Raw genomic sequence first — 23,561 nt, forward strand, 5'->3', positions numbered from 1 at the left:
TCGGGTGAGCCTCAGTCATGAGGCTCATAAACCCCAGGAGCTTGGTAAACCAAGTGACTGGGGTGAACGAAGGCAGCCAACACCCCTGCGGCTTGAAGGGCACCGGGTATAGCCGGCCAAGTGTGACCGGATGCGCATTATATGTGCACTTCCCCACAAGGTGAAACATTACTGGAGCAAATATCACACTTTTTTGTCGCCAGATGTGCTGCACGGTAAACTTTGTGAAGATATCGGCCCAGAAGCGCCATTTCTGAGCCCGATATTCTTCGCCGATTGTCTCACTGGGCCAGCCAGCCACCGTCCATATTCCACGCAGCACCGCGCACCTGCACAGCCGCATCGCTGCACAGGAACAGCGCCAGTTCCCCCAGCTGTTCCGGGGTGACAAACGCCTGTGAAGGTTGTTTCTCGGCCAACAAATCATCCTGCGCCTGTTGCGGGTCGATCCCGGCGGCAATACGCCGATCAATCTGCTGCTGTACCAAGGGAGTCAACACCCAGCCAGGGCAGATAGCATTGCAGGTGATTGCGGTGCGCGCGGTTTCCAGCGCAATAGTTTTGGTCAAGCCAATCACGCCGTGTTTGGCGGCCACGTAGGCGGCCTTCTCTTTGGATGCCACCAAGCCATGTACCGACGCCACATTAATAATGCGCCCCCAGCCACGCTCACGCATGCCGGGTAAGGCCAAGCGACTGGTATGGAATACCGAGGAAAGGTTAATCGCCAGGATCGCATCCCATTGTTCTGGCGGAAACACCTCCACCTTGGCAACGTGTTGGATCCCGGCGTTGTTGACCAGAATATCGGCCCCGCCAAACTCACGGTTAACATAGTCCATCATGTCGCCGATCTGCTGAGGATCGCTGAGATCCGCCGCGTGATAGCCCGGTGCTTGGCCAACGCTGGCGATGTGATCCTTCGCCCGCTCGATATCGCCAAAACCGTTAAGGATCACGTGCGCCCCTGCCGCCGCCAGCGAAGAGGCCAGGCCAAGGCCAATACCGCTGGTTGAACCGGTGACCAGTGCCGTTTTACCCTGTAACTTCATGTTAATGCTCCTCTATACAATGCCGGTCAGGTAGAACACCCCTATCACAAACAGCACCGCGGCGCTCTTGATCAGGGTGATAGCGAAGATACCGCCATAGGCCTGCCGGTGACTCAACCCGGTAATCGCCAACAGGGTGATAACCGCACCGTTATGCGGCAGAGTGTCCATGCCGCCGCTGGCCATCGAAGCCACGCGGTGCAGCACTTCCAACGGAATATCTGCCGCATGGGCAGCGGCAATAAAGGAGTCCGACATTGCCGCCAGCGCAATGCTCATGCCACCGGACGCCGAGCCGGTAATCCCCGCCAGCAGCGTGACGCTGAGGGCCTCGTTCAACAGCGGGTCGGGGATGGTTGCCAGCGCCTTGGATAACACCAAAAATCCTGGTAAAGCGGCGATCACCGCACCAAAGCCGTATTCCGACGCGGTATTCATCGCCGCCAGCATCGCGCCCCCTACCGCGTTTTTACTGCCTTCGGCCAAGCGGCCACGGATATTACGCAAGCCGAACAGCAGCACCACCACAATGCCACTCAGCAGCGCAGCCTGCACCGCCCAGATTGCCGTAAGTTTGCTCACTTCGACGGTGATCGGTTTAGCCAGGCCAGCCAACAACAGTTCGTGACTGGGGCCATACCACTGTGGGATCCAGCGTGTGAAGCCAAGATTCAACAACCCCACCAGAATCAGCGGCATAATCGCAATCCACGGGTTGGGCAGGTTGATATTTTCTGGTGTTTCCGGTTCATTCAGCAGCGCGGTACCATAGCCTTCACCGCGCAACTGCGCCTTATGGCGCTGCCGCTCAAGGTAGGCCAAACCGACCACGATAATAAACAGTGAACCTATCAGCCCAAGCCAGGGGGCGGCCCAGGCGGTGGTGCCAAAAAAGCTGGTGGGAATGATGTTCTGGATCTGCGGGGTGCCGGGTAGTGCGTCCATAGTGAAAGAAAAAGCGCCCAGCGCCACCGTCGCCGGGATCAGGCGCTTCGGGATGCCGCTCTGGCGGAACAGTTCAGCCGCAAACGGATACACTGCAAACGCCACCACGAACAGAGAAACACCGCCGTAGGTGAGCAGCGCACACACCAGGACGATCACCGGGATCGCATGGCGGCGCCCCAGGATGCCAATCGCAGCGGCCACAATCGAACGGGAAAAGCCGGAGAGTTCGATCAGCTTGCCAAACACCGCCCCTAGCAAAAATACCGGAAAATAGAGTTTGATAAAGCCGACCATTTTCTCCATAAACAGCCCGGTGAAAGTGGGAGCTACCGCGCCAGGGTCGGTCAATAGTACCGCCCCCAGCGCGGCGATCGGCGCAAACAGGATCACGCTGTAGCCGCGATAGGCCGCCAGCATCAAAACGGCCAGTGCGGCCAGGGCAATCAAAACGCTCATCAATGAGTCCTCATCTAATTATTATTTTCGAGTACAGATTCACGACACAGAATCCACCGATGGCTCAGGCACGCTCAACGGCCAGTGCCACCCCTTGCCCACCGCCGATGCACAGCATCGCTAACCCTTTGTTAACCGCGCGGCGCTGCATTTCGTGCAGCAGCGTCACCAGAATGCGGCAGCCGGAAGCGCCGATCGGGTGGCCAAGCGCGATCGCCCCACCGTTGACGTTCACCCGTTCACTGTTCCAAGCCAATGCTTTACCTACGGCCAGCGCCTGTGCGGCAAAGGCCTCGTTGGCTTCGATCAGATCGACCTGATCCAGTGCCCAACCGGCTTTGGCTAAGGTGCGGCGCGCAGCCTCGACCGGGCCGATACCCATGAGAGCCGGATCTACCCCCGCCGATGCATAAGCGGCAATGCGTGCCAGCACCGGTAGCCGCAACTCCGCCGCCTTTTGCGCACTCATCAGCAACACCGCCGCCGCGCCATCATTGAGTGATGAGGCGTTGCCTGCGGTAACCGAACCTGGCTGGCTGAACGCCGGGCGCAAACGGGCCAGCAGATCTTCGGTGGTGTCCGCCCGTGGTTGCTCATCCTGCGCTACCCGTAAAAACTCCTGCTTGCCGCGCGGCACCAGAACCGGAGTGATTTCTGGTATAAAACGCCCAGCCTGCTGTGCGGCATGGGCCTTTTGCTGTGACTGCACGGCAAAGCGATCCTGTTCCGCACGGCTGATGTCATCGCGCTGTGCCAGATTCTCGGCGGTAACGCCCATGTGGTAATCGTTGAACGCATCCCACAGGCCGTCGTGGATCACGCTGTCGACCATCTGGGCATGGCCTAAGCGCAGCCCGGCGCGCGCACCGGCCATCAGATAAGGTGCCTGGCTCATGCTTTCCTGCCCGCCGGCAATCACGATCTGCGCGTCACCGCAGCGGATCGCCTGCGCCGCCAGATGCACCGCCTTCAACCCTGAACCGCACACTTTATTGAGAGTGAAAGCCGGTACACCAAAAGGCAGACCGGCATTGAGCGCCGTTTGCCGTGCCGGGTTCTGGCCACAGCCCGCCGTCAGCACCTGCCCGAGGATCACTTCATCCACGCTTTCCGCTGCCACACCGCTGTTGGCCAGCAAAGCCTTCACTACCGCCGTACCAAGATCCACCGCCGAGAGCGGCGCGAGTGCCCCTTGGAAACGGCCTACCGGCGTGCGGGTTGCTGCCACAATCACCACGTCATGCATGTTAACCTCCTGTATCAGAAGCGCATTTCGGGAACATGATCCGGTACGATCAGTTCACCGACCGTTTTGGCGACGATCTCCTCCACGCTGACGCCCGGCGCCCGTTCACGCAGCACAAACGCCCCTTTCTCAATCTCGAGATAGGCCAGATCGGTCAGCACCCGACGAATACAATTGGCCCCGGTCAGCGGCAACGTGCAGCGCGGCAGCAGCTTGGATTCGCCGTTCTTTGCGGCATGGGTCATCACCACGATGATGTTTTCAGCCCCTGCTACTAAATCCATCGCGCCGCCCATGCCTTTCACCAGCTTGCCGGGGATCATCCACGAGGCGATATTGCCCGCCACGTCCACTTCAAACGCCCCCAGCACGGTGAGATCCACATGGCCACCGCGGATCATGGCGAAAGACTGTGCCGAGTCGAAAATGGCCGCCCCCAATCGCGCCGTCACGGTCTGTTTGCCTGCGTTGATCATGTCGGCATCCAGCTCGGCCTCGGTGGGGAACTCCCCCATGCCCAACAGCCCGTTTTCGGACTGCAACATCACATCCATCCCCTGCGGGACATAGTTGGCCACCAGCGTCGGGATGCCGATCCCCAGGTTGACGTAGTCACCATCACGCAGCTCTTGCGCTACGCGTTGCGCCATTTGTTCACGGGTAAGCATCGGGTTCTCCTCAGGAACGAAGGGTGCGCTGTTCTATGCGCTTTTCGAAAGTGCCCTGAATCAGGCGATCGACATAAATACCGGGGGTGTGGATCGCAGCCGGATCCAGCTCACCGGGGGCCACGATCTCTTCCACTTCCACCACCGTGATGCGCGCGGCGGTGGCCATCAGCGGGTTGAAGTTCTGTGCCGTATGGCGATAGATGACGTTGCCGTAATGATCGGCCTTCCAGCCTTTGATGATGGCGAAATCGCCGGTGATCGCCTGCTCAAGAATGTAGGGGCGCTGATTGAATTGACGCACCTCTTTGCCCTCGGCGATCGGGGTGCCGTAGCCAGTGGCGGTAAAGAAAGCCGGGATCCCTGCCCCCCCTGCACGCACCTTCTCCGCCAGCGTACCTTGCGGGGTCAGTTCCACCTCCAGTTCACCGTTAAGCGCCAACTGCTCGAACAGCGCATTCTCACCGACGTAGGAAGCAATGATTTTGCGGATCTGCCGGTTTTCCAGCAGCAGGCCGAGGCCGAAGCCATCAACACCGCAATTATTCGACACCACCGTCAACCCGCTCACCCCACGGCGGCGGATTTCGCCGATCAGATTTTCTGCAATGCCGCACAGGCCAAATCCCCCTGCCAGCACCGTCATGTTATCCGTCAAGCCATCCAGCGCTTCCTGATAGCTACTGACGCGTTTATCGAGCCCTGCCATACGCTTGCCTCTGCAAATGGTGTGGCGAAAGCGGTGTGCTTTCCCCGTGCGCAGGCATCATCAGCGTACAACAGTGATTTGTTAATTTTGTTTTTATACGCTATTAATTTGGAATACTTATCAATATAATGTTAATTAATATTTAACAAAGAGTTAACAGGTGTGAGAATGAAAATGAGCGTCAAGCAGTTACGTGCGTTTTTAGCGGTAGCTCACACTCTTAACTTTGCCCAAGCAAGCGAACAACTCAATCTTTCACAACCGGCATTAAGCCTGGCGATTCGCGGGCTGGAGGAGACGCTGGGCGGGCCACTGCTGTTGCGCACCACGCGGCGCGTAACGCTCACCCCTGAGGGCGCAACCCTGTTTCCGCTGGCCCGGCAACTGTTGGCCGACTGGGATAACGTTGAAGAAACGCTGCGGCAACGCTTTACCCTGCAACGGGGTAAGGTGGCGATTGCCGCCATGCCCTCTTTCGCCGCCAACCAGCTCCCGCCAAGGTTGAAAGCGTTCCGCGATCGCTATGCTGGTATCAACGTGGCCGTTCACGACGTGATTAACGAACAGGTTTTCGAGATGATCCGCGAAGGGCGCGTGGAGATGGGCATCGCCTTTGAACCCGAACCCAGCGACACCCTGCATTTCACCCCTCTGTGTACCGATCGCTTTGTCGCCATCGTGCCCAAAGAGTCGACATTGGCCTGTAAAAGCCATGTCACCTGGCGCGAATTGCTGACCATGGACTTCATTGCCCTGCAACGTCCTTCGGCGGTGCGGCTGCTGCTGGAGCAGGAGTTACTGCGCAGTGGCAAAAAGCTGGAGGTGGCATTTGAAAGCCATCAGTTGGTGACGGTAGGCCGCATGGTGGCCAGCGGCCTGGGCGTCAGCGCGGTTCCCGCCCTGTGCGTAAAACAGATGGAGGAGTTAGGGGCACAGTGCGTGCCGTTGATCGCCCCACAGATCGAAAAACGGGTGGGGTTGATCCGGCTGGCGCAGCATCAGCTTTCCGCCGCCGCGCAGGCGCTAGCGGAAACCATTGAACAGGGGGAATATTAGCCAAGCCCGCCTTTCATCCTCTGCAACATGAAAAAACGCTCCCTTTCTTTATTAATAATGATTATCATTACCAAGTAAGAGTTCGGCATGCAACGCCGTGACCGAACGGATGTTTATCTTTGATTCAATGTTGAGCCTGAATTTGGCCGCAGGGCCTGTGCCCTGTGGCGTTCTGTACTTTGATGAAATGGAGCCTGTATGAATACTGTTACGACACTTGGCCGCCGGTTGAGCGGGCGCGCGGTTTACCCTCTCTTGCTACTCACCACCCTGATGTTTACCAGCGCGCTGCGAGCGCAGACGGAACCGGAGTTACTGCGCAAACCGATCGGTAAAGGGGCCTACGAAATGGTGTACAGCCAGAGCGAGAATGCGCTGTATCTGGCAACTTCGCAGAGCCGCAAGCTGGACAAGGGCGGGATCGTCTATCGTCTGGATCCGCAAACGCTGGATATCACGCAAATTATTCATAGCGACCTGAAACCCTTTGGCGCCGCCATCAACCCCCAAACCGGCACGCTCTACTTTGGCAATACCGTCAGTAATTCGGTCACCGCCATCGACAGCAAAACCGGCGAAGTGAAAGGCCGCCTAGTGCTGGACGCCCGCAAACGCTCCGATACGGTAAAACCGCTGGCCCCGCGTGAACTGGTGGCCGATGCCAGCAGCGATACCCTGTATATCACCGGCCTGGGGGAGTCCAGCGTGGTGTGGGTGGTCGATGGTAAAGATCTGACCCTGCGCACCACCATCACCGATACCGGTAAATTTGGCACCGGCCTGGCGTTGGATGCGGCAGCAAACCGCCTGTATGTGACCAATGCCGCAGGCGAGTTGGTGACCATCGATACCAAGACCGACAAGATTCTGTCACGCAAAAAGCTGGATGAGTCGAAAGAGCATTTCTTCCTGAACATCAGCCTGGATCCAGCCACGCATCGTGCCTTTCTCACCGATTCCAAACAGCCACAAGTCTTGGTGGTCGATACCCGCAACGGCAGTATTCTGCAAAAAATCGACCTGCCGGAATCGCTGGCCGTACTGTTTAATCCGGCGCGTAATGAAGTGTATGTCACTCATCGCAAAGCAGGCACGGTAAGCGTGATCGATGCTAAAAGTTACAAACTGCTGAGCACGCTCAAGACCCCGGTCCACCCGAACAGCCTGGCGTTGTCGCCGGATGGGCAGACCCTGTATGTGAGCGTGAAACAGGCATCCAGCCGTGATAAAGAAGCCACGGCACCAGACGATGTGATCCGCATTGCGTTGAAGTAATTGCTGTACGCTGACAACCTGACCTTTCTCACTATTTTACTAGCCCATATCAATGGTATGGGCTATTTCTTCATAAAATATTCATCGTATATCCTTTGAATAATTCACGCGGCGGACAAGCGATGATAAACCCTAATATTTGTCAGACTGATAGCTGAATATCACTTATATTAACCCTAAATGATTATCATATTGATAAATTGACATCATTAAGTCTATCCATTTGATTTTTATAATTTTAATTTTACACAATCAATATACGCATAACGCAAAACAAAATATCATCTCCCCAAGGTAAAAGACAACTTTTATAGTGCACCTCGTCAACGAATTTGGCAGTGAAAGTAACATTACTTACCTTCTGCTATTGCCTCATAAAAAATAACACTCCCTCTGACCTGATAAAAAATATCATCAGCTCTACTTGGAATTTTAGGCTTAAACCATGTATCAAAAAAAAATTGTGCTGCAATGCGCCTGCCATTTCACCTATCTTGGCTTAAGAGCGTTAATTAATAATACGTTTTCCTTTCATAATGTTAACGTTATTGGCAGCAGTAATTCACCAGCAAAATTTGCGTCAGACGTCAGTGAATTTATTTCGGGAGATATTGCCATTATCGCCTTAGGCTATAGTGACTATAATCCTGCATCATTGATTAATTTAGTTTATGGGCGTTTAGCTAAAGTCCCGCTAAGCAGCAGAATATTATTAATTGGCGATCCCAGCTATCTGCCTAGGCTGCAATACTACCTTGGGAGCCTGAAGAATACCTGGGCATTTATCGATATTTCAATGCCTACCAGGCAGTTGCAGCAACAGTTGCACCATGCCGCTTCAATGCATACTGACATGTATCAGCGTTCCAAACCCGCAGGCAAGACGCTCACCCAGCGTGAGTTGAGCATGTTGTTCCGGCTATTGAACGGGCAATCCGTTATGCAGATCGCCGAGGAGCTTAGTATTAGTGAAAAAACCGTAAGCTGCCATAAACGTTCGGCACTCGTGAAGCTCAAGATGCGTTCAATGCATCCTTTGCTGGTAGATAATAACGGCAAGGAAACCCTGCTCCACAAATTATCGCCATTAATGCCTGATTCCCCCCTACGGAAAAGAAGGTTTACTGTGCCCATTCTGCTGGAAGGCATTGATCAAAAAACCTCGCGCTTATCAAAACGCCGCAGGTTAGTACGAGAGTTTGTCTAATGCGCTGCTTTATCAGAGCGGAACATATTAAGCAGAGTTTCATACAACACGCTGTAACTGCCGCTACGGGAAACAACCTCGAGTGATGTTATTATTGTCCACGGATGGATCTCGGCCTCATTAATCGCCGTCGCTCGTCGTTTACCCACGTATTACGCCGCTGGCCAAAAATCAGACGTCTTTTCTTCCCCAAATTGTCAAACCACGTCAATCCTCATGTACGATTCATTTTCACTTACTTTACCTGTGGTTATCTGGAGCTAACGATCGGCGTAAAGGCGGTGAAGAGAAAGCACACCGAAAAGGCTATGCCGAGCGCCGTTAATCGCGATACTCCGGATCATTGTCGCTGGCAGGAGGCTTTAGTTTGGTGAGCTTCCCCTCCCCCTCTATACAAGGGAATGGGAACTCCGAGGAAATACCGCCCCCCCGCAAATTACCCCATCACCGTACGATAAAGCAGCTGATCCAACGATCGATCGCTGCGCGCCGGGCTCGCAGGCAGCGCCGTCTGCCGGGCATCTGCCGCCAGTTCCTGGGTGATAAACGCGTGGATCGCTTCCCGGCGCGGGCCATATTCCGCCTCACCAGCGCGCCGTTTCGCCGCCAATAGCTGGTGGATCTCTGCCAACAACCGCGGATCCTGCACCGTTGCGGCCAGCAGCCTGTCAAAGCGCATCGGCGGTGCCCCCTTACCCGCTTCGATCCAGCGCACCGCCAGCAGCGGGCGCAATACGTAGAAATATTTCTTCAGCCGCACCTGTTCCCCCTGTAGGTAACCGCGGAAGTTTTTCCGCGCCATCGACAGATAGTGCCAACGCGCCCGCTGGGCGGAGAACCACTCGGGAACTATGCTGCGCAACGCCGCGATGCTCTCGGCGGTTTCCTGATAGATCACCGGGGAATCCAGCCACTCGATCAGCGTTGGGTTAGCCCGTTTCAGCAAACCCAGCGCCTTGCGCCATTCCCAGCCGCACACGTCCAGCTCATGATCGATCGGCAGTTCGATCACATCCCGCTGCGGCTCGACCCGCAGATACCATTGCGGCGGGTGGACGTACAAAAAACGCACGTCATAATCGCTATCTGGTGAGGCAAAGCCCCAGCCACGGCTGCCGGATTCGCAGGCATACAGCACCCGCACATCGTAACGCTGCTCCACGTCACGCAGCACCTGCGTGACTTTTTCCCGCATCGCGCTGCCTACGCCATTTAACTGCTGTTCCATCATTCTTATCCTTTCACACACACCACCTGCCGCAGAGTGTGCACAATCTCCACCAGCGAAGATTGCGCTGCCATCACGGCGTCGATGTCTTTATAAGCCATAGGGATCTCATCGATCACCTCGCTGTCTTTACGGCATTCCACATGCTGGGTTGCCTGAATCTGGTCGGCCACGGTGAAGCGTTTTTTCGCCGCCGTACGGCTCATGGTTCGCCCGGCACCGTGGCTGCAGGAGCAGAAGCTTTCTTCGTTCCCCAAACCACGCACGATGAAGCTTTTTGCCCCCATTGAGCCAGGAATAATCCCCATCTGCCCCTTTTGCGCCGATACCGCCCCTTTACGCGTCACCAACACCGGCTCACCAAAATGCGTCTCGCGCTGCACATAGTTATGGTGACAGTTCACCGCCTCCTGCTGGGTGGTAAACGGCTTGGTCACGATGCGCGACAGCGCTGCCAACACGTGTTCCATCATCACTTCCCGGTTATGACGGGCAAAATCCTGCGCCCAGCCAACCGCCTCCATGTAATCGTCAAAATGCAGGCTGCCCTCTTCGAAATAGGCCAGATTACGGTCCGGCAGATTGGCGATATGCTGCTGCATATCCTGCTGTGCCAGCGCGATAAACAACGATCCGATGGCATTACCTACGCCCCGGGAACCGCTGTGCAGCATCACCCACACCTGCTGCGTTTCATCCAGGCAGACTTCGATAAAGTGGTTCCCCGTCCCCAAGGTTCCCAAATGCTGGTAATTGTTGGTTTTCAGCAACTGCGGGTATTTATCGGTCAGGCGCTTAAAGCGCGGTGCCAACGTGGCCCAGTGTTGATCCACCGTTTGCGGCGGGTTAGCCCACGCCCCTTTGTCTCTTTTCGAGCGGGTTGAAGTCCGGCCATGGGGCACCGCCTGTTCGATAGCGCTACGCAGCCCGGCCAGACTATCTGGTAGATCGGCAGCCACCAGCGAAGTGCGCACCGCAATCATGCCGCAACCGATATCCACACCCACCGCCGCCGGGATAATCGCACCGCGAGTTGGAATAACGCTGCCAATAGTGGAGCCTTTACCCAGATGCACATCCGGCATGACCGCCAGGTGTTTGAAAATAAATGGCATTTTTGCCGTATTCAGCAATTGCTCGCGCGCTTCTGGCTCAACGGGCACGCCCTGTGTCCACATTTTGATCGGTGCACTGTTTACCGGTGCCATCAGTTCATAGTTATTTTTCATTATGTTGGTCATCCTTTTTTATTGACCCTATTGATATAGCGAAAGCTGTGCCAACTCGGATAAACATCGCTTAATAAAAATTAATTCATTGATAGTAAACAAATTAATAATTTTCACGTTCCAGTGGAGCGAACGTCAATAAGAGGATATTTTATCTTTAAGGATAACTATTTATCTTATGGGATAACATGAAGCGTAAAGTTGTGATCGGGGTTTTAGGCACCACGCTGGACAGGCGCGGAAAACGGGAAAACCGCTGGAGCAAATGGCGGCCGACGGTGGGGCTGTGCCAGCAGGCCGATCTGCCGATCGATCGCCTGGAACTGCTGCACCAGCCGCGTGATAAAGGCATGGCTCAGCAGGTGGCTGAAGACATCGTGGCGGTGTCGCCCGCCACTCAGGTGGTGCTGCAACAGGTAGCGCTAAAGGATCCCTGGGATTTGGAAGAGGTGTACAGCGCCTTTCTGGATTTCGCCAGCCGCTATCCGTTTGATACCGAGAACGAAGATTATCTGGTGCACATCACCACCGGCACCCACGTGGTGCAGATCTGCTGGTTCCTGCTGACGGAAGCGCGCTACCTGCCCGCGCAACTGCTGCAAACCGCCCCTGGAGAGAAAACCGATCGCCCGTCACCGCAGGGGATCTACTCGGTGATCGATCTGGATCTCAGCCGCTACGCGGCCCTCACCAGCCGTTTCCTGCACGAGCAACAGCGCTCGGTATCCTTCCTGAAATCTGGTATTGAGACGCGTAACGCTACCTTTAATGCCCTGATTGACCAGATCGAACGCGTGGCTCTGCGCTCCCATGCCCCGCTGCTGCTCACCGGCCCCACCGGCGCGGGTAAGTCCTTTTTGGCCGAACGTATCTATCAACTGCGCCACTGCCGCCACTTGGTAAAAGGCCGTTTCGTGGCGGTGAACTGCGCCACTTTGCGCGGCGATAACGCCATGTCCACGCTGTTCGGCCATGTGAAAGGCGCGTTTACCGGCGCACTGCAGGCGCGGGCGGGCCTGCTGCGCGAGGCCGACGGCGGCGTGCTGTTTCTGGATGAGATCGCCGAGCTGGGGTTAGACGAACAGGCGATGCTGCTGAAAGCCATTGAAGAGAAACGCTTCTTCCCCTTTGGCTCCGACAAAGAGGCCAGCAGCGATTTCCAACTGATTGCCGGTACGCATCGCAATATGCGCGACTGGATCGCCCAAGGCCGTTTTCGCGAGGATTTATACGCACGTATCAATATGTGGACCTTTCCGCTGCCTGGCCTGGCGGAGCGCCGCGAAGATATCGAGCCGAATATCGATTATGAATTACAGCGCTTTGCCCGCAGCAACCAGACACAGGTGCGCTTCGATAAACACGCCCGGCAGCATTACCTGGCCTTTGCCCACTCACCGCAGGCCGCTTGGCGCGGCAACTTCCGCGAGCTGGGTTCCTCCATCGCCCGCATGGCAACCTTGGCGGAGCAAGGGCGCATCACTCAACCGTTGGTTGATGAAGAGATTGCCCGGCTGAAATCACACTGGCAAGAAAGCCCAGCAATTCCACTGCCGGCAGAACTGGCCGAGATCGACCTGTTCGAACAAAGCCAGTTGGCAACGGTGCTGAAGGTGTGCCGTGCCTCTGCTTCGCTTTCCGAAGCCGGACGGCAACTGTTTGCCGTCTCACGCCAGCAGAAAAAGCAGCCCAACGATGCTGACCGGCTGCGGAAATACCTGGCGCGCTTCGGTTTAAGCTGGGATAAGGTGCGGTCACTGTAATACGGCCTGACACATCCATGGGGCATACTCTGCCCCAACTCACCCCAGCCTAACCGCTCACCTTTCGATTCCAACCGCTCATCAGCGTATTAAACCGCTGGCTGAAAATCAGATGTATTCCCCTCCCCAGGCCAGTGATGATGAGCTGTTCCTAAACCTGCCCCTACCAGGGGAAGACGTTACAACACCGATGTCCGATAACAGGCGGCTGTTTGCCTGCAACAACAAATAACCGGATTTATCACTCATTTTTTGCAGATTGGAATAAGGACACCTCATGAAACGCGAGGGAATTTTAAAACATATCCCATGGATCTTACTGGGAATACTGGGTGCTTCCTGCCTGGGCGTGGTGGCATTGCGCCGTGGTGAAAGCATCAGTGCGCTGTGGATCATCGTCGCCTCGGTAGCGGTCTACCTAGTGGCGTATCGTTACTACAGCCTTTACATCGCCACCAAGGTGATGCAGTTGGACGCCACCCGCGCCACACCGGCGGTGGTGAATAACGATGGCCTGAACTATGTGCCAACCAACAAGAACGTGCTGTTCGGCCACCACTTTGCGGCGATCGCCGGTGCTGGCCCTTTGGTTGGCCCGGTGCTGGCGGCACAGGTCGGCTACCTGCCCGGCACGCTGTGGCTGCTAGGCGGCGTGGTGCTGGCAGGGGCGGTACAGGACTTTATGGTGCTGTTTATCTCTTCACGCCGTAACGGTGCCTCTTTGGGCGAGATCATCAAAAAGGAAATGGGCCCAATCCCAGGCACCATCGCGCTGTTTGGCTGCTTCCTGATTATGATCATCATCCTGGCAGTATTGGCGCTGATCGTGGTGAAAGCCCTGGCAGAAAGCCCGTGGGGCGTATTTACCGTCTGCTCCACCGTGCCGATTGCCCTGTTTATGGGCATCTATATGCGCTTCCTGCGCCCTGGCCGCGTGGGTGAAGTCTCGATCATTGGCATCGTGCTGCTGGTGGCCTCGATCTGGTTCGGCGGGGTGATCGCCCATGACCCTTACTGGGGCCCGGCGCTGACCTTTAAAGACACCACCATCACCTACACCCTGATCGGCTATGCCTTTATCTCCGCCCTGCTGCCGGTGTGGCTGATCCTGGCGCCGCGCGATTACCTGGCGACCTTCCTGAAAATTGGCGTGATCGTCGGGCTGGCGATCGGTATCGTGATCCTCAACCCAGACCTGAAAATGCCGGCAGTGACGCAGTTTGTTGACGGCACTGGCCCAGTGTGGAAAGGCACCCTGTTCCCGTTCCTGTTTATTACCATTGCCTGCGGTGCCGTTTCCGGCTTCCACGCGCTGATCGCTTCCGGCACCACGCCTAAACTGCTGGCCAACGAAACCGATGCGCGTTTTATCGGTTACGGCGCCATGCTGATGGAATCCTTCGTGGCGATTATGGCGCTGGTGGCGGCTTCAATTATCGAGCCAGGCCTGTACTTTGCCATGAACACCCCACCGGCGGCGCTCGGCATCACCATGCCAGACCTGCACCGCCTGGGAACCGAAGATGCGCCGATGATCATGGCCTCTTTGCGTGACGTAACCGCCCACGCGGCGGCCACCGTCAGTTCCTGGGGCTTTGTGATCAGCCCAGAACAGATCCTGCAAACCGCAACGGACATCGGCGAACCTTCGGTGCTGAACCGTGCCGGTGGCGCACCGACCTTGGCGGTGGGTATCGCTCACGTGTTCCACCAGATCATCCCTGGCGCGAATATGGGCTTCTGGTACCACTTCGGCATTCTGTTTGAAGCGCTGTTTATCCTGACCGCGCTGGACGCGGGCACCCGTTCCGGCCGCTTTATGCTGCAGGATTTGTTGGGCAACTTTGTGCCGTTCCTGAAGAAAACCGATTCACTGGTAGCAGGCATGGTCGGCACCGCGGGCTGCGTTGGCCTGTGGGGTTACCTGCTGTATCAGGGCGTGGTCGATCCGCTCGGCGGCGTGAAGAGCCTGTGGCCGCTGTTTGGTATCTCCAACCAGATGCTGGCTGCGGTGGCGCTGGTTCTGGCGACCGTTGTGCTGATTAAGATGAAGCGCGCCAAGTACATCTGGGTGACCGTGGTTCCGGCTATCTGGCTGCTGATCTGCACCACCTACGCACTCGGCCTGAAACTGTTCAGCGACAATCCGCAGTTGGAAGGTTTCCTGTTCCTGGCCAAGGAGTACAAGCGCAAAATCGCCGAGGGCGGTGCCGAACTGACCGCACAACAGGTTGCCAACATGAACCATATCGTGGTGAACAACTACACCAACGCCGGTTTGAGCATCCTGTTCCTGCTGGTGGTCTACAGCATCATCTTCTTTGGCATCAAAACGGCCATGGCAGCGCACAAAAACCCGAAACGTACCGATCAGGAAACGCCATACGTGCCGGTTCCTGAGGGTGGCGTCAAAGTTTCGTCGCACCACTGATGGTGATTTGATGGATACCCTGCATAATGATGCAGGGTATTTTTCTTTGGAGAAAACGAATGTTCGGCAACCTCGGTCAGGCAGGGAAATATTTAGGGCAGGCCGCACGTATGCTCGTCGGCGTACCTGACTACGATACCTATGTGCAACATATGAAAGATAACCACCCGGATAAACCGGTGATGACCTATAAAGAATTTTTCCGTGAACGCCAGGAAGCCCGCTATGGTGGTGATGGCAAAGGTGGCATGCGCTGCTGTTAGTGAAATATAAGGACAAAAGATGAAACCTATCGCCGTCACCATTCTGACAGGTTTTTTGGGGGCAGGTAAAACCACCCTGCTGCGCCATATTCTGAATGCAAACCACGGCTACAAGATTGCCGTCATTGAAAATGAATTCGGCGACGTGCCGATCGATAACGCGCTGATCGGCGATCGCGCCAGCCGCATCACCACCCTCAGCAACGGCTGCATCTGTTGCAGCAAATCTAACGAACTGGCGGATGCGCTGCTGGATTTGCTGGATGCGCTTGACCAGGGCCAACTGGAATTTGACCGGCTGATCATCGAATGCACCGGCATGGCCGATCCAGGCCCGATCACCCAAACCTTTTTCTCGCACGACGTTATCTGCGAACGTTTTCTGCTGGACGGCATTATCACGCTGGTGGATGCGGTGCATGCCGATCAGCAACTAAGCCAGTTCACCCTTGCGCAGGCGCAGGTGGGCTATGCCGACCGTATCCTGCTGAGCAAAACCGATGTCGCGGCAGATAATGATGCCTTGATTCAGCGTTTGCAGTTAATGAACGCACGTGCACCGATTTATCACGTCGTCCATGGCGATATCGATCTGGCGGTCTTGTTCGACATTGAAGGCTTCGTCCTTAACGATCGCCTGAACGTGAGCACTCCCGCCCCGCTGTTTCGCCGCATCCCGCAGCCACAGAATAATATCCAATCGATTGTGGTGTACCACGATCAACCGTTGGAACTGATGCAGATCTCTGCGGTGATGGAAGGCTTGCTGCTGAAGTTCGCCGATAACCTGCTGCGCTATAAAGGCATTTTGTCGATTAAAGATGAATCACGCCGCCTGTTGTTCCAAGGTGTGCAACGCCTGTATAACGCCGATTGGGATCGCGAGTGGTTGCCAGATGAAGTGCGCCAAAGCACGCTGGTGTTCATCGGCATAGACTTACCCGAAGAGGAAATTCGCGGGGCCTTTGCGGCGTTAGAAGGAGAATTGATCAATTAAGGCATCTTTCATCATCGGCCACCTTCAGATTAAATCACTCACTGCTATACTTTTTGACATATTCCCCAAGTCTTAACGGGGCGTGGGCGCACGGACGCTGTATGGTTTTCCGCTTAAATAATGCGAAGGTGCCTTATGCCATATTTACCCAAAATAAATCATCTTAAAGCCTTCGAGGCGATTATTTTGCACGGCAGTATTCGGGCGGCAGCAAAAGCCTTAAACCAGACGCAGCCTGGTATCACGCGCACTCTGCGAGAGTTGGAGACAACGCTCGACGCCACATTAATGGTCAGAGGAACCCGGGGGATAGTCCTGACCGACGCAGGCAGAGTGTTCGAAGCGCGGATGAAATTGGTGCTGTATGAGTTAGAACGCGCCGTAGACGAAATAAAGCAAATCAACCAGTCACAGCATGGAACCGTTTCATTCGGCTGCTCCCACCTCAAAACGCTCAGGATTATTCCCAGTGTTATGCAGCGTATTAATAAAACCTACCCCAAGGCCCAGATTTCTCTTTACGAAGGACAGCAGTCTGAACTCTTGCCATCGCTGCGCGTCGGTAGACTGGATTTTTTTATCGGCATTATCTCTGAAGAGATATCCGTGGGAGAGTTCGTTGAAGAACCCCTGATGACTTGCCCATTTGGCGTCGTCGCCAGGAAAGGCCACCCTTTGGCGAACTGCACTTCCCTCGCCGAATTACGCAATGCCAAGTGGTATCTACCCGTAGCAGACGCCGGGTATTACAGCCATCTTGAAGCGCTCCTCTTTCCCACAGGCAAAGGGCCGGAGAACGTGGTATTCAAAGGGGATTCCTTTGCGGTCGGTGAACGCCTGGTGCTGGAGGCGGACTATCTCGTCATTGCTCCGCTGGCAATGCTCGACATTGACTTTATGAGCAAGCTGTTTTGTTCCATACCCGTGAAAGAAAAATTCCCCGATGGGCAATACAGCCTGCTCTATCGTCAGGATGCTTCTTTGACACCGCTAGCCAAGCATTTGATCAACGAGCTCCGTATAGAGTGCAGCAAACAGGTGGTTCAGAAAAGAAGCTGACCGGTTCTGAACAACGCTATCTGGAGCCAGGTTCCGTGAAGATGACGGTGATAAGGCACTGACCCCGGCTCTGGTTAAGCCTTAACCCACCTAACCAGCTATATGATTGATGTAAAATACTTTTTATTTATTAAGCACCAAAATAGTGACCACTTGAGTCAGAGGATAATATAGGGTTGCAGTATCGCGCCTGTACTATAATCTTATGGAATATAACAGGTTATAGCACTAAGCCACGCCGCAGCCAGATTAAGCAGCGTCAAGAAATACCCCTTCCAGGTTATATTTCCAAAACATGCATTTTAAAGTAGCGTTTTTCCACTAATTTTAGTGATTTAATATAATTTCCCATAAGTTTAATTTAGAATATTTTTTTATCATTCATTTTAACAAAGAAACCCACCAGTGAATGCATTTTTGGCATCACACGAAACAAAATATCATCTTCCCACTACCCGAGATAAATCCTATAGTGCCCACGTATTACAGAGGGGGAGCTGAATTCTCATAAATACAGTAAATTCTAGCATGACTTCAAAGATAGAATTATCATCATACTTGTAAGTTTTGCTTAAACACCTTTTAAAGATACGGTGTATTACAGGTAAAACTCCCTTCCTCCACAATTAAATACCCTCGTGGACTTAAAGGAATGTTTACATGGAAAGTGTAAAAATATTACTGCAATGCCCTTGCGAATTTACTCGTATCGGGATGATTAGCCTATTGAATACCCATGATTCTGATGCGAAAGCTAACAGGGTCGTCAGCGTCAGTAGCCTTGAGCAAGCTGAAGATGTGCTCGTCATGAATGATAAATTGGATATTATTATTCTGACCTTAAATAGCCTGTATTACAATGCCGTTGAACTATTGGATGTATTAAGTCGGCGTATTCCAATACACCATCCCGGTAGCAAAATCATCATTCTTACAGATAAGAAATGCATTGAGGCATTAAAACGCCATCTGAAAGGAATTGAGAATTTCGGTACCATTCTGGAAATTTGCGTTCCTATTGAGAAAATACAAAGTGAGCTATTAAAAATGGACTCACTTGACAAGTCATTAACCAACTCAGCTATCAAGGCAAACTGTGTGCTCTCTTCGCGTGAGTTAACCATATTAAAAAAATTATTACATGGTAAAAGCATTTCACAAGTCGCAAAAGAGCTCGCATTGAATTACAAAACCATCAGCCACTACAAACGTTCGGCGATGAGTAAGTTGGGGATACGGACGCTTCACCCACTGTTTATCCCATTTTGAGATAAAATCTGACTATCTGAACGCATGAAATAACCTATTCCGTTTTGTTTTTATGCAACTTATTTTACCTATTATGGATTTGCACGTCTCAGAAAAGAGATTAAGACCTGTTAATTCAACTTTATTATTTAATTCACTCAGTTGCAGATGGAATATAATTTAAATGGATAGATTTCTCATGACACGCTTACCGAAAATTCACCAGATTAATATTTTTTTAAAGATAATCGAATACGGCAGTATTCGTGCAGCAGCCATTGAGCTCAAACAAACCCAACCCGGTGTCACCAGAGCGATAAAAGAGCTCGAGAAGACATTGGGTAGCCCGTTATTTATTCGCGGTAGCCGTGGCATTGTGCTCACAGAAATGGGGCGTATTTTCGAGAGCCGCGCACAGCTCATCATGAAAGAGTTAGAACGAGCCGTGAACGAACTTGAAATTATTAATGGAGCCTCTCAAGGTGCTGTAACCTTGGGTTGTTCATCTTTGTTGCCTTTCACGATTATGTCATCCTCCATACAGAGGTTTCAGCAGCGTTATCCCAATGTAAAAGTCAACATCAACGAAGGACAGGTGTCTGAGTTGCTTCCAGCCTTGCGCGAAGGTGAATTAGATTTCATTATCGATGCTATCGCCCCGGATACCACGCTCAGTGATATCACAATAGAGCCGTTCTTTAAGACCTCTGCTCATATTTTAATCAACAAGCAGCATCCATTAGCAAGTTCCACCTCACTGGATGACCTGAAATATGCCAATTGGTGTCTACCATCATCAAAAATTGGCTATTACGACAAATTGAATTCGAAACTTTTCTTTGAAAATGACGAAAGGCCAACCGCGGTGGTGCGTTCCAATACCATGCTTATGGCATTGCAGATGGTATTAAATGAGGACTATCTTACGGTAGGGGCAAAAGAGATGCTCAAAGTCCCTTATTTTAATAAAGACTTACATCCTGTATCCATAAAAGAGTCATTACCAGACATTGACTATAGCTTTATTTACTCTCAGCGTTTCCCCCTGACACAGATCGCAAGAAAATTTATCAATAAGTTAAGGTATGAATATGATGACTATCAATAGTAATAAGCATTTGGTTATACGGGATATTTTACGTTCTCAAAAAGATGATGGGGATACCAGTAAACTTATTCACTCGCCCAGACACACTCTGCAATCTGTCGCTTAACCTCGCACAATAATATTCCAATTAATCATATGATTAACGTAATATTTACTGTTTAGCATTAAAATCAAGCTGATTTGAGCCATACCTATTATCGATTACCTACGCCACGCACATGGCGAAGATAGCGGTTCAGCGCTAACTGGTGGGTTTCATGTTGCTGCAATACCAAGCGCTGAATTGGCACGTCATGACCATTTAGTGTGATGACCATTTATCTTGAATCCAATCAGGCGGCGTTGAGTCTCGTGAAAACATCGTTTATTGCTTATAACGCCGCGTTGAAGTCTTATCACAATGGTGTCGGCACCATAACGGCTGCCAATAGGTTGTTAAATCCGTAACAAATGAGTGCGGATGCACATGCCGCTGCTTCGGTCGCTGTGGCCAGCCTAGCTTTCATAATGGGTAAACAGGCTCAATTCAGCCTGTGAAAGAATGAACCTACACCCAACACACTTCGAGTTGCCTCTCGGGGACAACGCGTTGCCAACAGGCAACTCGAAGTGTGTTGGGGATAAAGGGGCTAAAACTGCCCCTATAAGGCTTGGCAAACATGACAAACTGAAAGCCAACCTAAAATCAAACTCCATCTTTGTAGAGAATATATTTCTGGCGCATAGCCTTATAAGCCTGCAAATCAGTTTCCCAGACAGCCTCTATTTGCCGGATAGTTTCCTCTTCCGTGAGGTTATTCTCACTGGCGGCTTTTAAGGCCTCCAGAAATGATTTGCTCCCCACCAGTTTTGCCAACCATGCCGGGCGTATCACATAATAACGATCCGCATTTTGTAGATATTGACTTTCTTGATCATAGCCCACATAGGTTTTGTAACCATATTTCTCCATATTGAACCACCACTGCACAAATGGCTGAATTGAAGGCTTCCTCTGCTGGGGTGAAACGCCTGTTACCTCTTGCCGATAGCTCTGGCCCCAAACATATTGCCCACCCTGTGGCCAACCTAATGCCGTTAGTCCCGAATCAATTTGGTATTCAGTATTGATATAAAATTGGTTATCCGGATACCCCGTTTGCTCATGTGGATAGTCAGAACCGCGCCCCATATTCACACTGGTGGCTTCGAACAGCGCTAATGAAGGATACATACGGATAGCCATATCAGTTCTTAAATTAGGCGATGGGGGTTTAGGTAATGAATAAGGGGTGGCATGGGTATAATTCTTCATGGCAATGACATGTAACTGGCTGGCAGGAAGACGATATTCCGGCAGCCCAAACAAGTCCCAACGGTTATCTGCATTGTCGACACCTTTCAACCATCCTTGGCCGACGATCATCCGAGCGAATTCACCGGAAGTTAAACCATGAGCCATAGGAACCGGGGCAATACCGATATTAGAGACATTATCCTGCTCCAGTAACGGGCCATAAATAGAATCCCCATTTGGATTGGGGCGATCAAACACCATAAACTCTTTGCCATAAGCTTGAATGCTTTCCATCATCCACTGCATTGAGATGGTATAGGTGAAGAACCGAACACCGACATCCTGCAGATCAAAAATAACCACATCGACGTTGGCTAATTTCTCTTCGGAAGGGTGCGCTAGCCGTTTACCATTTGCATCACTGCCATACAGCGACCAGACCTGCAAGCCTGTTGCGGGATCGATATAATCTTTATCGCCAAATCCAGCCTCTTCATTACCTCGTAATCCATGTTCGACCGAGAAAAGCGTGGTAACAGTAAAATTATATTTAGTCTGTAATGCTATTAATTTCTCAATCGCATGCTGTCCAGATGAATCAATAGAGCTTTGATTAACCATGAGTGCCACTCGTTTACCCGATAACAACGGGCCATAAACCTCGGGCTGATCAATACCCAAAACTATTGCATTATTTTCCGGCGGGGTGGATAGCGTTTGTGAGTCATTACATCCGTTGAGTAAAAAAAGAGACATAAGTAAGGTCAATAATATCTTTTTCATAAGCATAAACCAGTAATCCTATTTGCATAGCGGATATGTTACCGCCCCCAAAAATGATGTTCAGACTAAGAGATTACGCCCTGATGAATATATATACAAGAAAGCTCAGACTCAGTTTCTCAACGCCTGTACGCTATCGTTAATGTAGCTGCCACTAATCGTTTTACTCGCCTCCAACAACGCCAAATTCTGCCAAGATAAAGGCTTGCCCCTCCTAAATCATCTGGACCCTAATGGGCATGAAGCAGCTCAGATAGAACTATCATCGCGTCTTGAGTGGCGTTAACTGAGTTGCTTCCTTTGAGCATTGCCCGTTGATAAAGTAACCGAGCAGCGGGTAACGGAGGAAAAAGGCATGAACGAGCGTATTGAGTATCAGATTGAAAAATACAGCTTCGCGGAAATCAACGAAACGCCACGTATTACTCAGCAGTGGGCTGAAGTCATCGAAGAATGCCGTCGGTTAAGGGCTGGAAGTGCCGAGCGTCTGCGCACCGCTTTGCTGAATGTTGACTACGTCAGCAGTTTTGAACTGCCTTTTCGTTTGCTGTTGGTGCGCGCCCCGCAAATGATTGCCGATCTGCGTGATGAGCTGCAACTCTGTCAGAAAAGTGCCATGTTTAACGGTAAGCGTTTTGGCTGTGTTTACAGCGTGACGTCTGATTTAAGTAAGGTACCAGATGAATTTCAATACCGTCTATCAACACGCATTTTCCGGGAAGGATCTTCGGACGATACCGCCGCGCCTTACCGGGAGATTGCCAAAGAGATCAAAATGCCGCGTGAGCGGCTTAAACATGCGCTGGAGAACGGGCTGGCGGTAACGGCGCTGGATGGTCTGTTTTGGTTCGGTATGCAGCGGATCGCAGCCGACGTGGCGGTGCTCAGAAAAAAAGGGATGCGTATTGCCACCTCAGAGGTACAGATATGGGACAGCCTAACTGACACTCTCCGCCTTGTACCGGTATACCACAGCGCCTGATACGCTCATTGTCAGTATTGTGGTATTTTCCTGGTATGCTTTTAGAGCGTATCGGCAGTTTAGGGTTGCAGGCAACGTTCAGGTGTTGATTGAGGCGTTGGCAAGTATTAGAGATACCCACTGGATTTATATAAGACGTGTTTATCTGAATCTAAACCTGCATAACGTCAATCTCTCTATCCTGTAGGCAGATCATCTATTTTTCCCAAAGTGACGGCATAAACACACTGAATCAGTTTTAATGTATTTCGTTCAATAAAACAGCAAATTAACGTCCATCTGCTTGCTTTTCATTCTGTGTGGCAAGATAATCCCCCGCGCAAAATAATACATTTCTTTACATTAATATATTCAGGGATCACACATGTTGGGATGCAGGACGCGCCCGTGGCGGTACACGACATTAGTAGCGATAGTGGTATCGGTGGCAGGGGTTTTTCCGGCTACCGCCGCGTTTCTCAGCCCCGCCGATCGCGACACCATCCAGCAGCAACAGCGTGATCTGCTGCAGCAAAACCAGCAGCAGCGCCAGCAACTGCAACGCAGCATTTCCCCTGCGCGCCCAGAGGCCCCACCC

Annotated in this window: 20 protein-coding genes and 1 pseudogene; 12 read left to right on the top strand and 9 right to left on the bottom strand. The window is 52.5% G+C overall.

Features of this window, described 5'->3' with window-relative positions:
- Positions 1–281 precede the first annotated feature (281 nt).
- The 5 genes from BMI79_RS13535 to BMI79_RS13555 form a co-directional block, all read right to left on the bottom strand.
- Positions 282–1,052: a 3-hydroxybutyrate dehydrogenase gene (locus BMI79_RS13535; RefSeq protein WP_076942655.1), complete on the bottom strand. Its 771-nt coding sequence runs from the start codon at positions 1,050–1,052 to the stop codon at positions 282–284.
- Positions 1,053–1,064: 12 nt separating this feature from the next.
- Positions 1,065–2,459: a GntP family permease gene (locus BMI79_RS13540; RefSeq protein ID WP_208611207.1), complete on the bottom strand. Its 1,395-nt coding sequence runs from the start codon at positions 2,457–2,459 to the stop codon at positions 1,065–1,067.
- 61 nt (positions 2,460–2,520) lie between these two features.
- Complete coding sequence (locus BMI79_RS13545) at positions 2,521–3,702, bottom strand: acetyl-CoA C-acetyltransferase (protein ID WP_076942657.1); 1,182 nt, start codon at positions 3,700–3,702, stop codon at positions 2,521–2,523.
- 14 nt (positions 3,703–3,716) lie between these two features.
- Positions 3,717–4,370 carry a CoA transferase subunit B gene (locus BMI79_RS13550; RefSeq protein WP_076942658.1) on the bottom strand — a complete coding sequence of 218 codons (654 nt, stop codon included), beginning with the start codon at positions 4,368–4,370 and terminating at the stop codon, positions 3,717–3,719.
- A gap of 10 nt (positions 4,371–4,380) precedes the next feature.
- Positions 4,381–5,079 carry a CoA transferase subunit A gene (locus BMI79_RS13555; RefSeq protein ID WP_076942659.1) on the bottom strand — a complete coding sequence of 233 codons (699 nt, stop codon included), beginning with the start codon at positions 5,077–5,079 and terminating at the stop codon, positions 4,381–4,383.
- 168 nt (positions 5,080–5,247) lie between these two features.
- On the opposite strand from BMI79_RS13555, the gene BMI79_RS13560 reads away from it, so the two are divergent.
- The 3 genes from BMI79_RS13560 (at position 5,248) to BMI79_RS13570 (ending at position 8,617) form a co-directional block, all read left to right on the top strand.
- Complete coding sequence (locus BMI79_RS13560) at positions 5,248–6,135, top strand: LysR family transcriptional regulator (RefSeq protein WP_076942660.1); 888 nt, start codon at positions 5,248–5,250, stop codon at positions 6,133–6,135.
- Between the two features lie 198 nt (positions 6,136–6,333).
- Positions 6,334–7,410 carry a 7-bladed beta-propeller protein YncE gene (yncE, locus tag BMI79_RS13565; RefSeq protein WP_076942661.1) on the top strand — a complete coding sequence of 359 codons (1,077 nt, stop codon included), beginning with the start codon at positions 6,334–6,336 and terminating at the stop codon, positions 7,408–7,410.
- 445 nt (positions 7,411–7,855) lie between these two features.
- Positions 7,856–8,617, top strand: coding sequence for a helix-turn-helix domain-containing protein (locus BMI79_RS13570; RefSeq protein WP_076942662.1), 762 nt, complete (start codon positions 7,856–7,858; stop codon positions 8,615–8,617).
- 436 nt (positions 8,618–9,053) lie between these two features.
- Here the strand turns inward: BMI79_RS13570 and BMI79_RS13575 are convergent, their stop codons facing one another.
- Together BMI79_RS13575 and BMI79_RS13580 are read right to left on the bottom strand one after the other, a co-directional pair.
- Complete coding sequence (locus BMI79_RS13575; protein ID WP_076942663.1) at positions 9,054–9,848, bottom strand: nucleotidyltransferase domain-containing protein; 795 nt, start codon at positions 9,846–9,848, stop codon at positions 9,054–9,056.
- A 2-nt stretch (positions 9,849–9,850) separates the two neighbouring features.
- The gene (locus BMI79_RS13580) at positions 9,851–11,074 is read right to left on the bottom strand and encodes an RtcB family protein (protein ID WP_241680018.1); all 1,224 of its coding nucleotides are present in this window, start codon (positions 11,072–11,074) and stop codon (positions 9,851–9,853) included.
- A 188-nt stretch (positions 11,075–11,262) separates the two neighbouring features.
- Here BMI79_RS13580 and rtcR point away from each other — a divergent pair, with 188 nt between their 5' ends.
- The 7 genes from rtcR to BMI79_RS13615 all read left to right on the top strand — a co-directional run bounded on the left by rtcR (position 11,263) and on the right by BMI79_RS13615 (position 19,943).
- Positions 11,263–12,837 (top strand): RNA repair transcriptional activator RtcR, encoded by a 1,575-nt coding sequence (gene rtcR / locus BMI79_RS13585; protein WP_076942665.1) that lies wholly within the window; start codon positions 11,263–11,265, stop codon positions 12,835–12,837.
- A gap of 277 nt (positions 12,838–13,114) precedes the next feature.
- Complete coding sequence (locus BMI79_RS13590; protein WP_076942666.1) at positions 13,115–15,268, top strand: carbon starvation CstA family protein; 2,154 nt, start codon at positions 13,115–13,117, stop codon at positions 15,266–15,268.
- Positions 15,269–15,327: 59 nt separating this feature from the next.
- Positions 15,328–15,531 (top strand): YbdD/YjiX family protein, encoded by a 204-nt coding sequence (locus tag BMI79_RS13595; protein ID WP_076942667.1) that lies wholly within the window; start codon positions 15,328–15,330, stop codon positions 15,529–15,531.
- A gap of 19 nt (positions 15,532–15,550) precedes the next feature.
- Positions 15,551–16,528, top strand: coding sequence for a GTPase (yjiA, locus tag BMI79_RS13600; protein WP_076942668.1), 978 nt, complete (start codon positions 15,551–15,553; stop codon positions 16,526–16,528).
- Positions 16,529–16,663: 135 nt separating this feature from the next.
- A complete protein-coding gene (locus tag BMI79_RS13605; RefSeq protein WP_076942669.1) occupies positions 16,664–17,587 on the top strand; it encodes a LysR substrate-binding domain-containing protein in 924 nt (307 codons plus the stop codon).
- Positions 17,588–18,247: 660 nt separating this feature from the next.
- Positions 18,248–18,856 (top strand): helix-turn-helix domain-containing protein, encoded by a 609-nt coding sequence (locus BMI79_RS13610; protein WP_076942670.1) that lies wholly within the window; start codon positions 18,248–18,250, stop codon positions 18,854–18,856.
- 178 nt (positions 18,857–19,034) lie between these two features.
- Positions 19,035–19,943, top strand: a complete 909-nt coding sequence (locus tag BMI79_RS13615; protein WP_076942689.1) for a LysR substrate-binding domain-containing protein — start codon at positions 19,035–19,037, stop codon at positions 19,941–19,943.
- Between the two features lie 194 nt (positions 19,944–20,137).
- Here BMI79_RS13615 and BMI79_RS24405 read toward each other — a convergent pair whose 3' ends face one another.
- Positions 20,138–20,260, bottom strand: coding sequence for a hypothetical protein (locus BMI79_RS24405; RefSeq protein ID WP_277755844.1), 123 nt, complete (start codon positions 20,258–20,260; stop codon positions 20,138–20,140).
- 4 nt (positions 20,261–20,264) lie between these two features.
- Between BMI79_RS24405 and BMI79_RS13620 the strand changes: the two are divergent.
- Positions 20,265–20,480, top strand: a pseudogene (locus BMI79_RS13620) (TolC family protein); the annotation flags it as partial.
- A gap of 148 nt (positions 20,481–20,628) precedes the next feature.
- On the opposite strand, the gene BMI79_RS13625 reads toward BMI79_RS13620, so the two are convergent.
- The gene (locus BMI79_RS13625) at positions 20,629–22,002 is read right to left on the bottom strand and encodes an exo-beta-N-acetylmuramidase NamZ family protein (protein ID WP_076942690.1); all 1,374 of its coding nucleotides are present in this window, start codon (positions 22,000–22,002) and stop codon (positions 20,629–20,631) included.
- A gap of 355 nt (positions 22,003–22,357) precedes the next feature.
- Here BMI79_RS13625 and BMI79_RS13630 point away from each other — a divergent pair, with 355 nt between their 5' ends.
- Complete coding sequence (locus BMI79_RS13630; protein WP_076942671.1) at positions 22,358–22,984, top strand: ECs1377 family protein; 627 nt, start codon at positions 22,358–22,360, stop codon at positions 22,982–22,984.
- Positions 22,985–23,561: the final 577 nt, after the last annotated feature.

The organism is Serratia oryzae (genome assembly GCF_001976145.1).
In the GTDB taxonomy this organism is placed as follows: Bacteria; Pseudomonadota; Gammaproteobacteria; order Enterobacterales; family Enterobacteriaceae; genus Chania; species Chania oryzae.

What these genes read in the sequence shown, in the direction of transcription:
- BMI79_RS13535 (WP_076942655.1), bottom strand. Translation starts at nt 1,052, where the DNA reads ATGAAGTTACAGGGTAAAACGGCACTGGTCACCGGTTCAACCAGCGGT.
- BMI79_RS13545 (WP_076942657.1), bottom strand. Translation starts at nt 3,702, where the DNA reads ATGCATGACGTGGTGATTGTGGCAGCAACCCGCACGCCGGTAGGCCGT.
- BMI79_RS13550 (WP_076942658.1), bottom strand. Translation starts at nt 4,370, where the DNA reads ATGCTTACCCGTGAACAAATGGCGCAACGCGTAGCGCAAGAGCTGCGT.
- BMI79_RS13555 (WP_076942659.1), bottom strand. Translation starts at nt 5,079, where the DNA reads ATGGCAGGGCTCGATAAACGCGTCAGTAGCTATCAGGAAGCGCTGGAT.
- BMI79_RS13560 (WP_076942660.1), top strand. Translation starts at nt 5,248, where the DNA reads ATGAAAATGAGCGTCAAGCAGTTACGTGCGTTTTTAGCGGTAGCTCAC.
- yncE (WP_076942661.1), top strand. Translation starts at nt 6,334, where the DNA reads ATGAATACTGTTACGACACTTGGCCGCCGGTTGAGCGGGCGCGCGGTT.
- BMI79_RS13570 (WP_076942662.1), top strand. Translation starts at nt 7,856, where the DNA reads ATGTATCAAAAAAAAATTGTGCTGCAATGCGCCTGCCATTTCACCTAT.
- BMI79_RS13575 (WP_076942663.1), bottom strand. Translation starts at nt 9,848, where the DNA reads ATGATGGAACAGCAGTTAAATGGCGTAGGCAGCGCGATGCGGGAAAAA.
- BMI79_RS13580 (WP_241680018.1), bottom strand. Translation starts at nt 11,074, where the DNA reads ATGAAAAATAACTATGAACTGATGGCACCGGTAAACAGTGCACCGATC.
- rtcR (WP_076942665.1), top strand. Translation starts at nt 11,263, where the DNA reads ATGAAGCGTAAAGTTGTGATCGGGGTTTTAGGCACCACGCTGGACAGG.
- BMI79_RS13590 (WP_076942666.1), top strand. Translation starts at nt 13,115, where the DNA reads ATGAAACGCGAGGGAATTTTAAAACATATCCCATGGATCTTACTGGGA.
- BMI79_RS13595 (WP_076942667.1), top strand. Translation starts at nt 15,328, where the DNA reads ATGTTCGGCAACCTCGGTCAGGCAGGGAAATATTTAGGGCAGGCCGCA.
- yjiA (WP_076942668.1), top strand. Translation starts at nt 15,551, where the DNA reads ATGAAACCTATCGCCGTCACCATTCTGACAGGTTTTTTGGGGGCAGGT.
- BMI79_RS13605 (WP_076942669.1), top strand. Translation starts at nt 16,664, where the DNA reads ATGCCATATTTACCCAAAATAAATCATCTTAAAGCCTTCGAGGCGATT.
- BMI79_RS13610 (WP_076942670.1), top strand. Translation starts at nt 18,248, where the DNA reads ATGGAAAGTGTAAAAATATTACTGCAATGCCCTTGCGAATTTACTCGT.
- BMI79_RS13615 (WP_076942689.1), top strand. Translation starts at nt 19,035, where the DNA reads ATGACACGCTTACCGAAAATTCACCAGATTAATATTTTTTTAAAGATA.
- BMI79_RS24405 (WP_277755844.1), bottom strand. Translation starts at nt 20,260, where the DNA reads ATGGTCATCACACTAAATGGTCATGACGTGCCAATTCAGCGCTTGGTA.
- BMI79_RS13625 (WP_076942690.1), bottom strand. Translation starts at nt 22,002, where the DNA reads ATGAAAAAGATATTATTGACCTTACTTATGTCTCTTTTTTTACTCAAC.
- BMI79_RS13630 (WP_076942671.1), top strand. Translation starts at nt 22,358, where the DNA reads ATGAACGAGCGTATTGAGTATCAGATTGAAAAATACAGCTTCGCGGAA.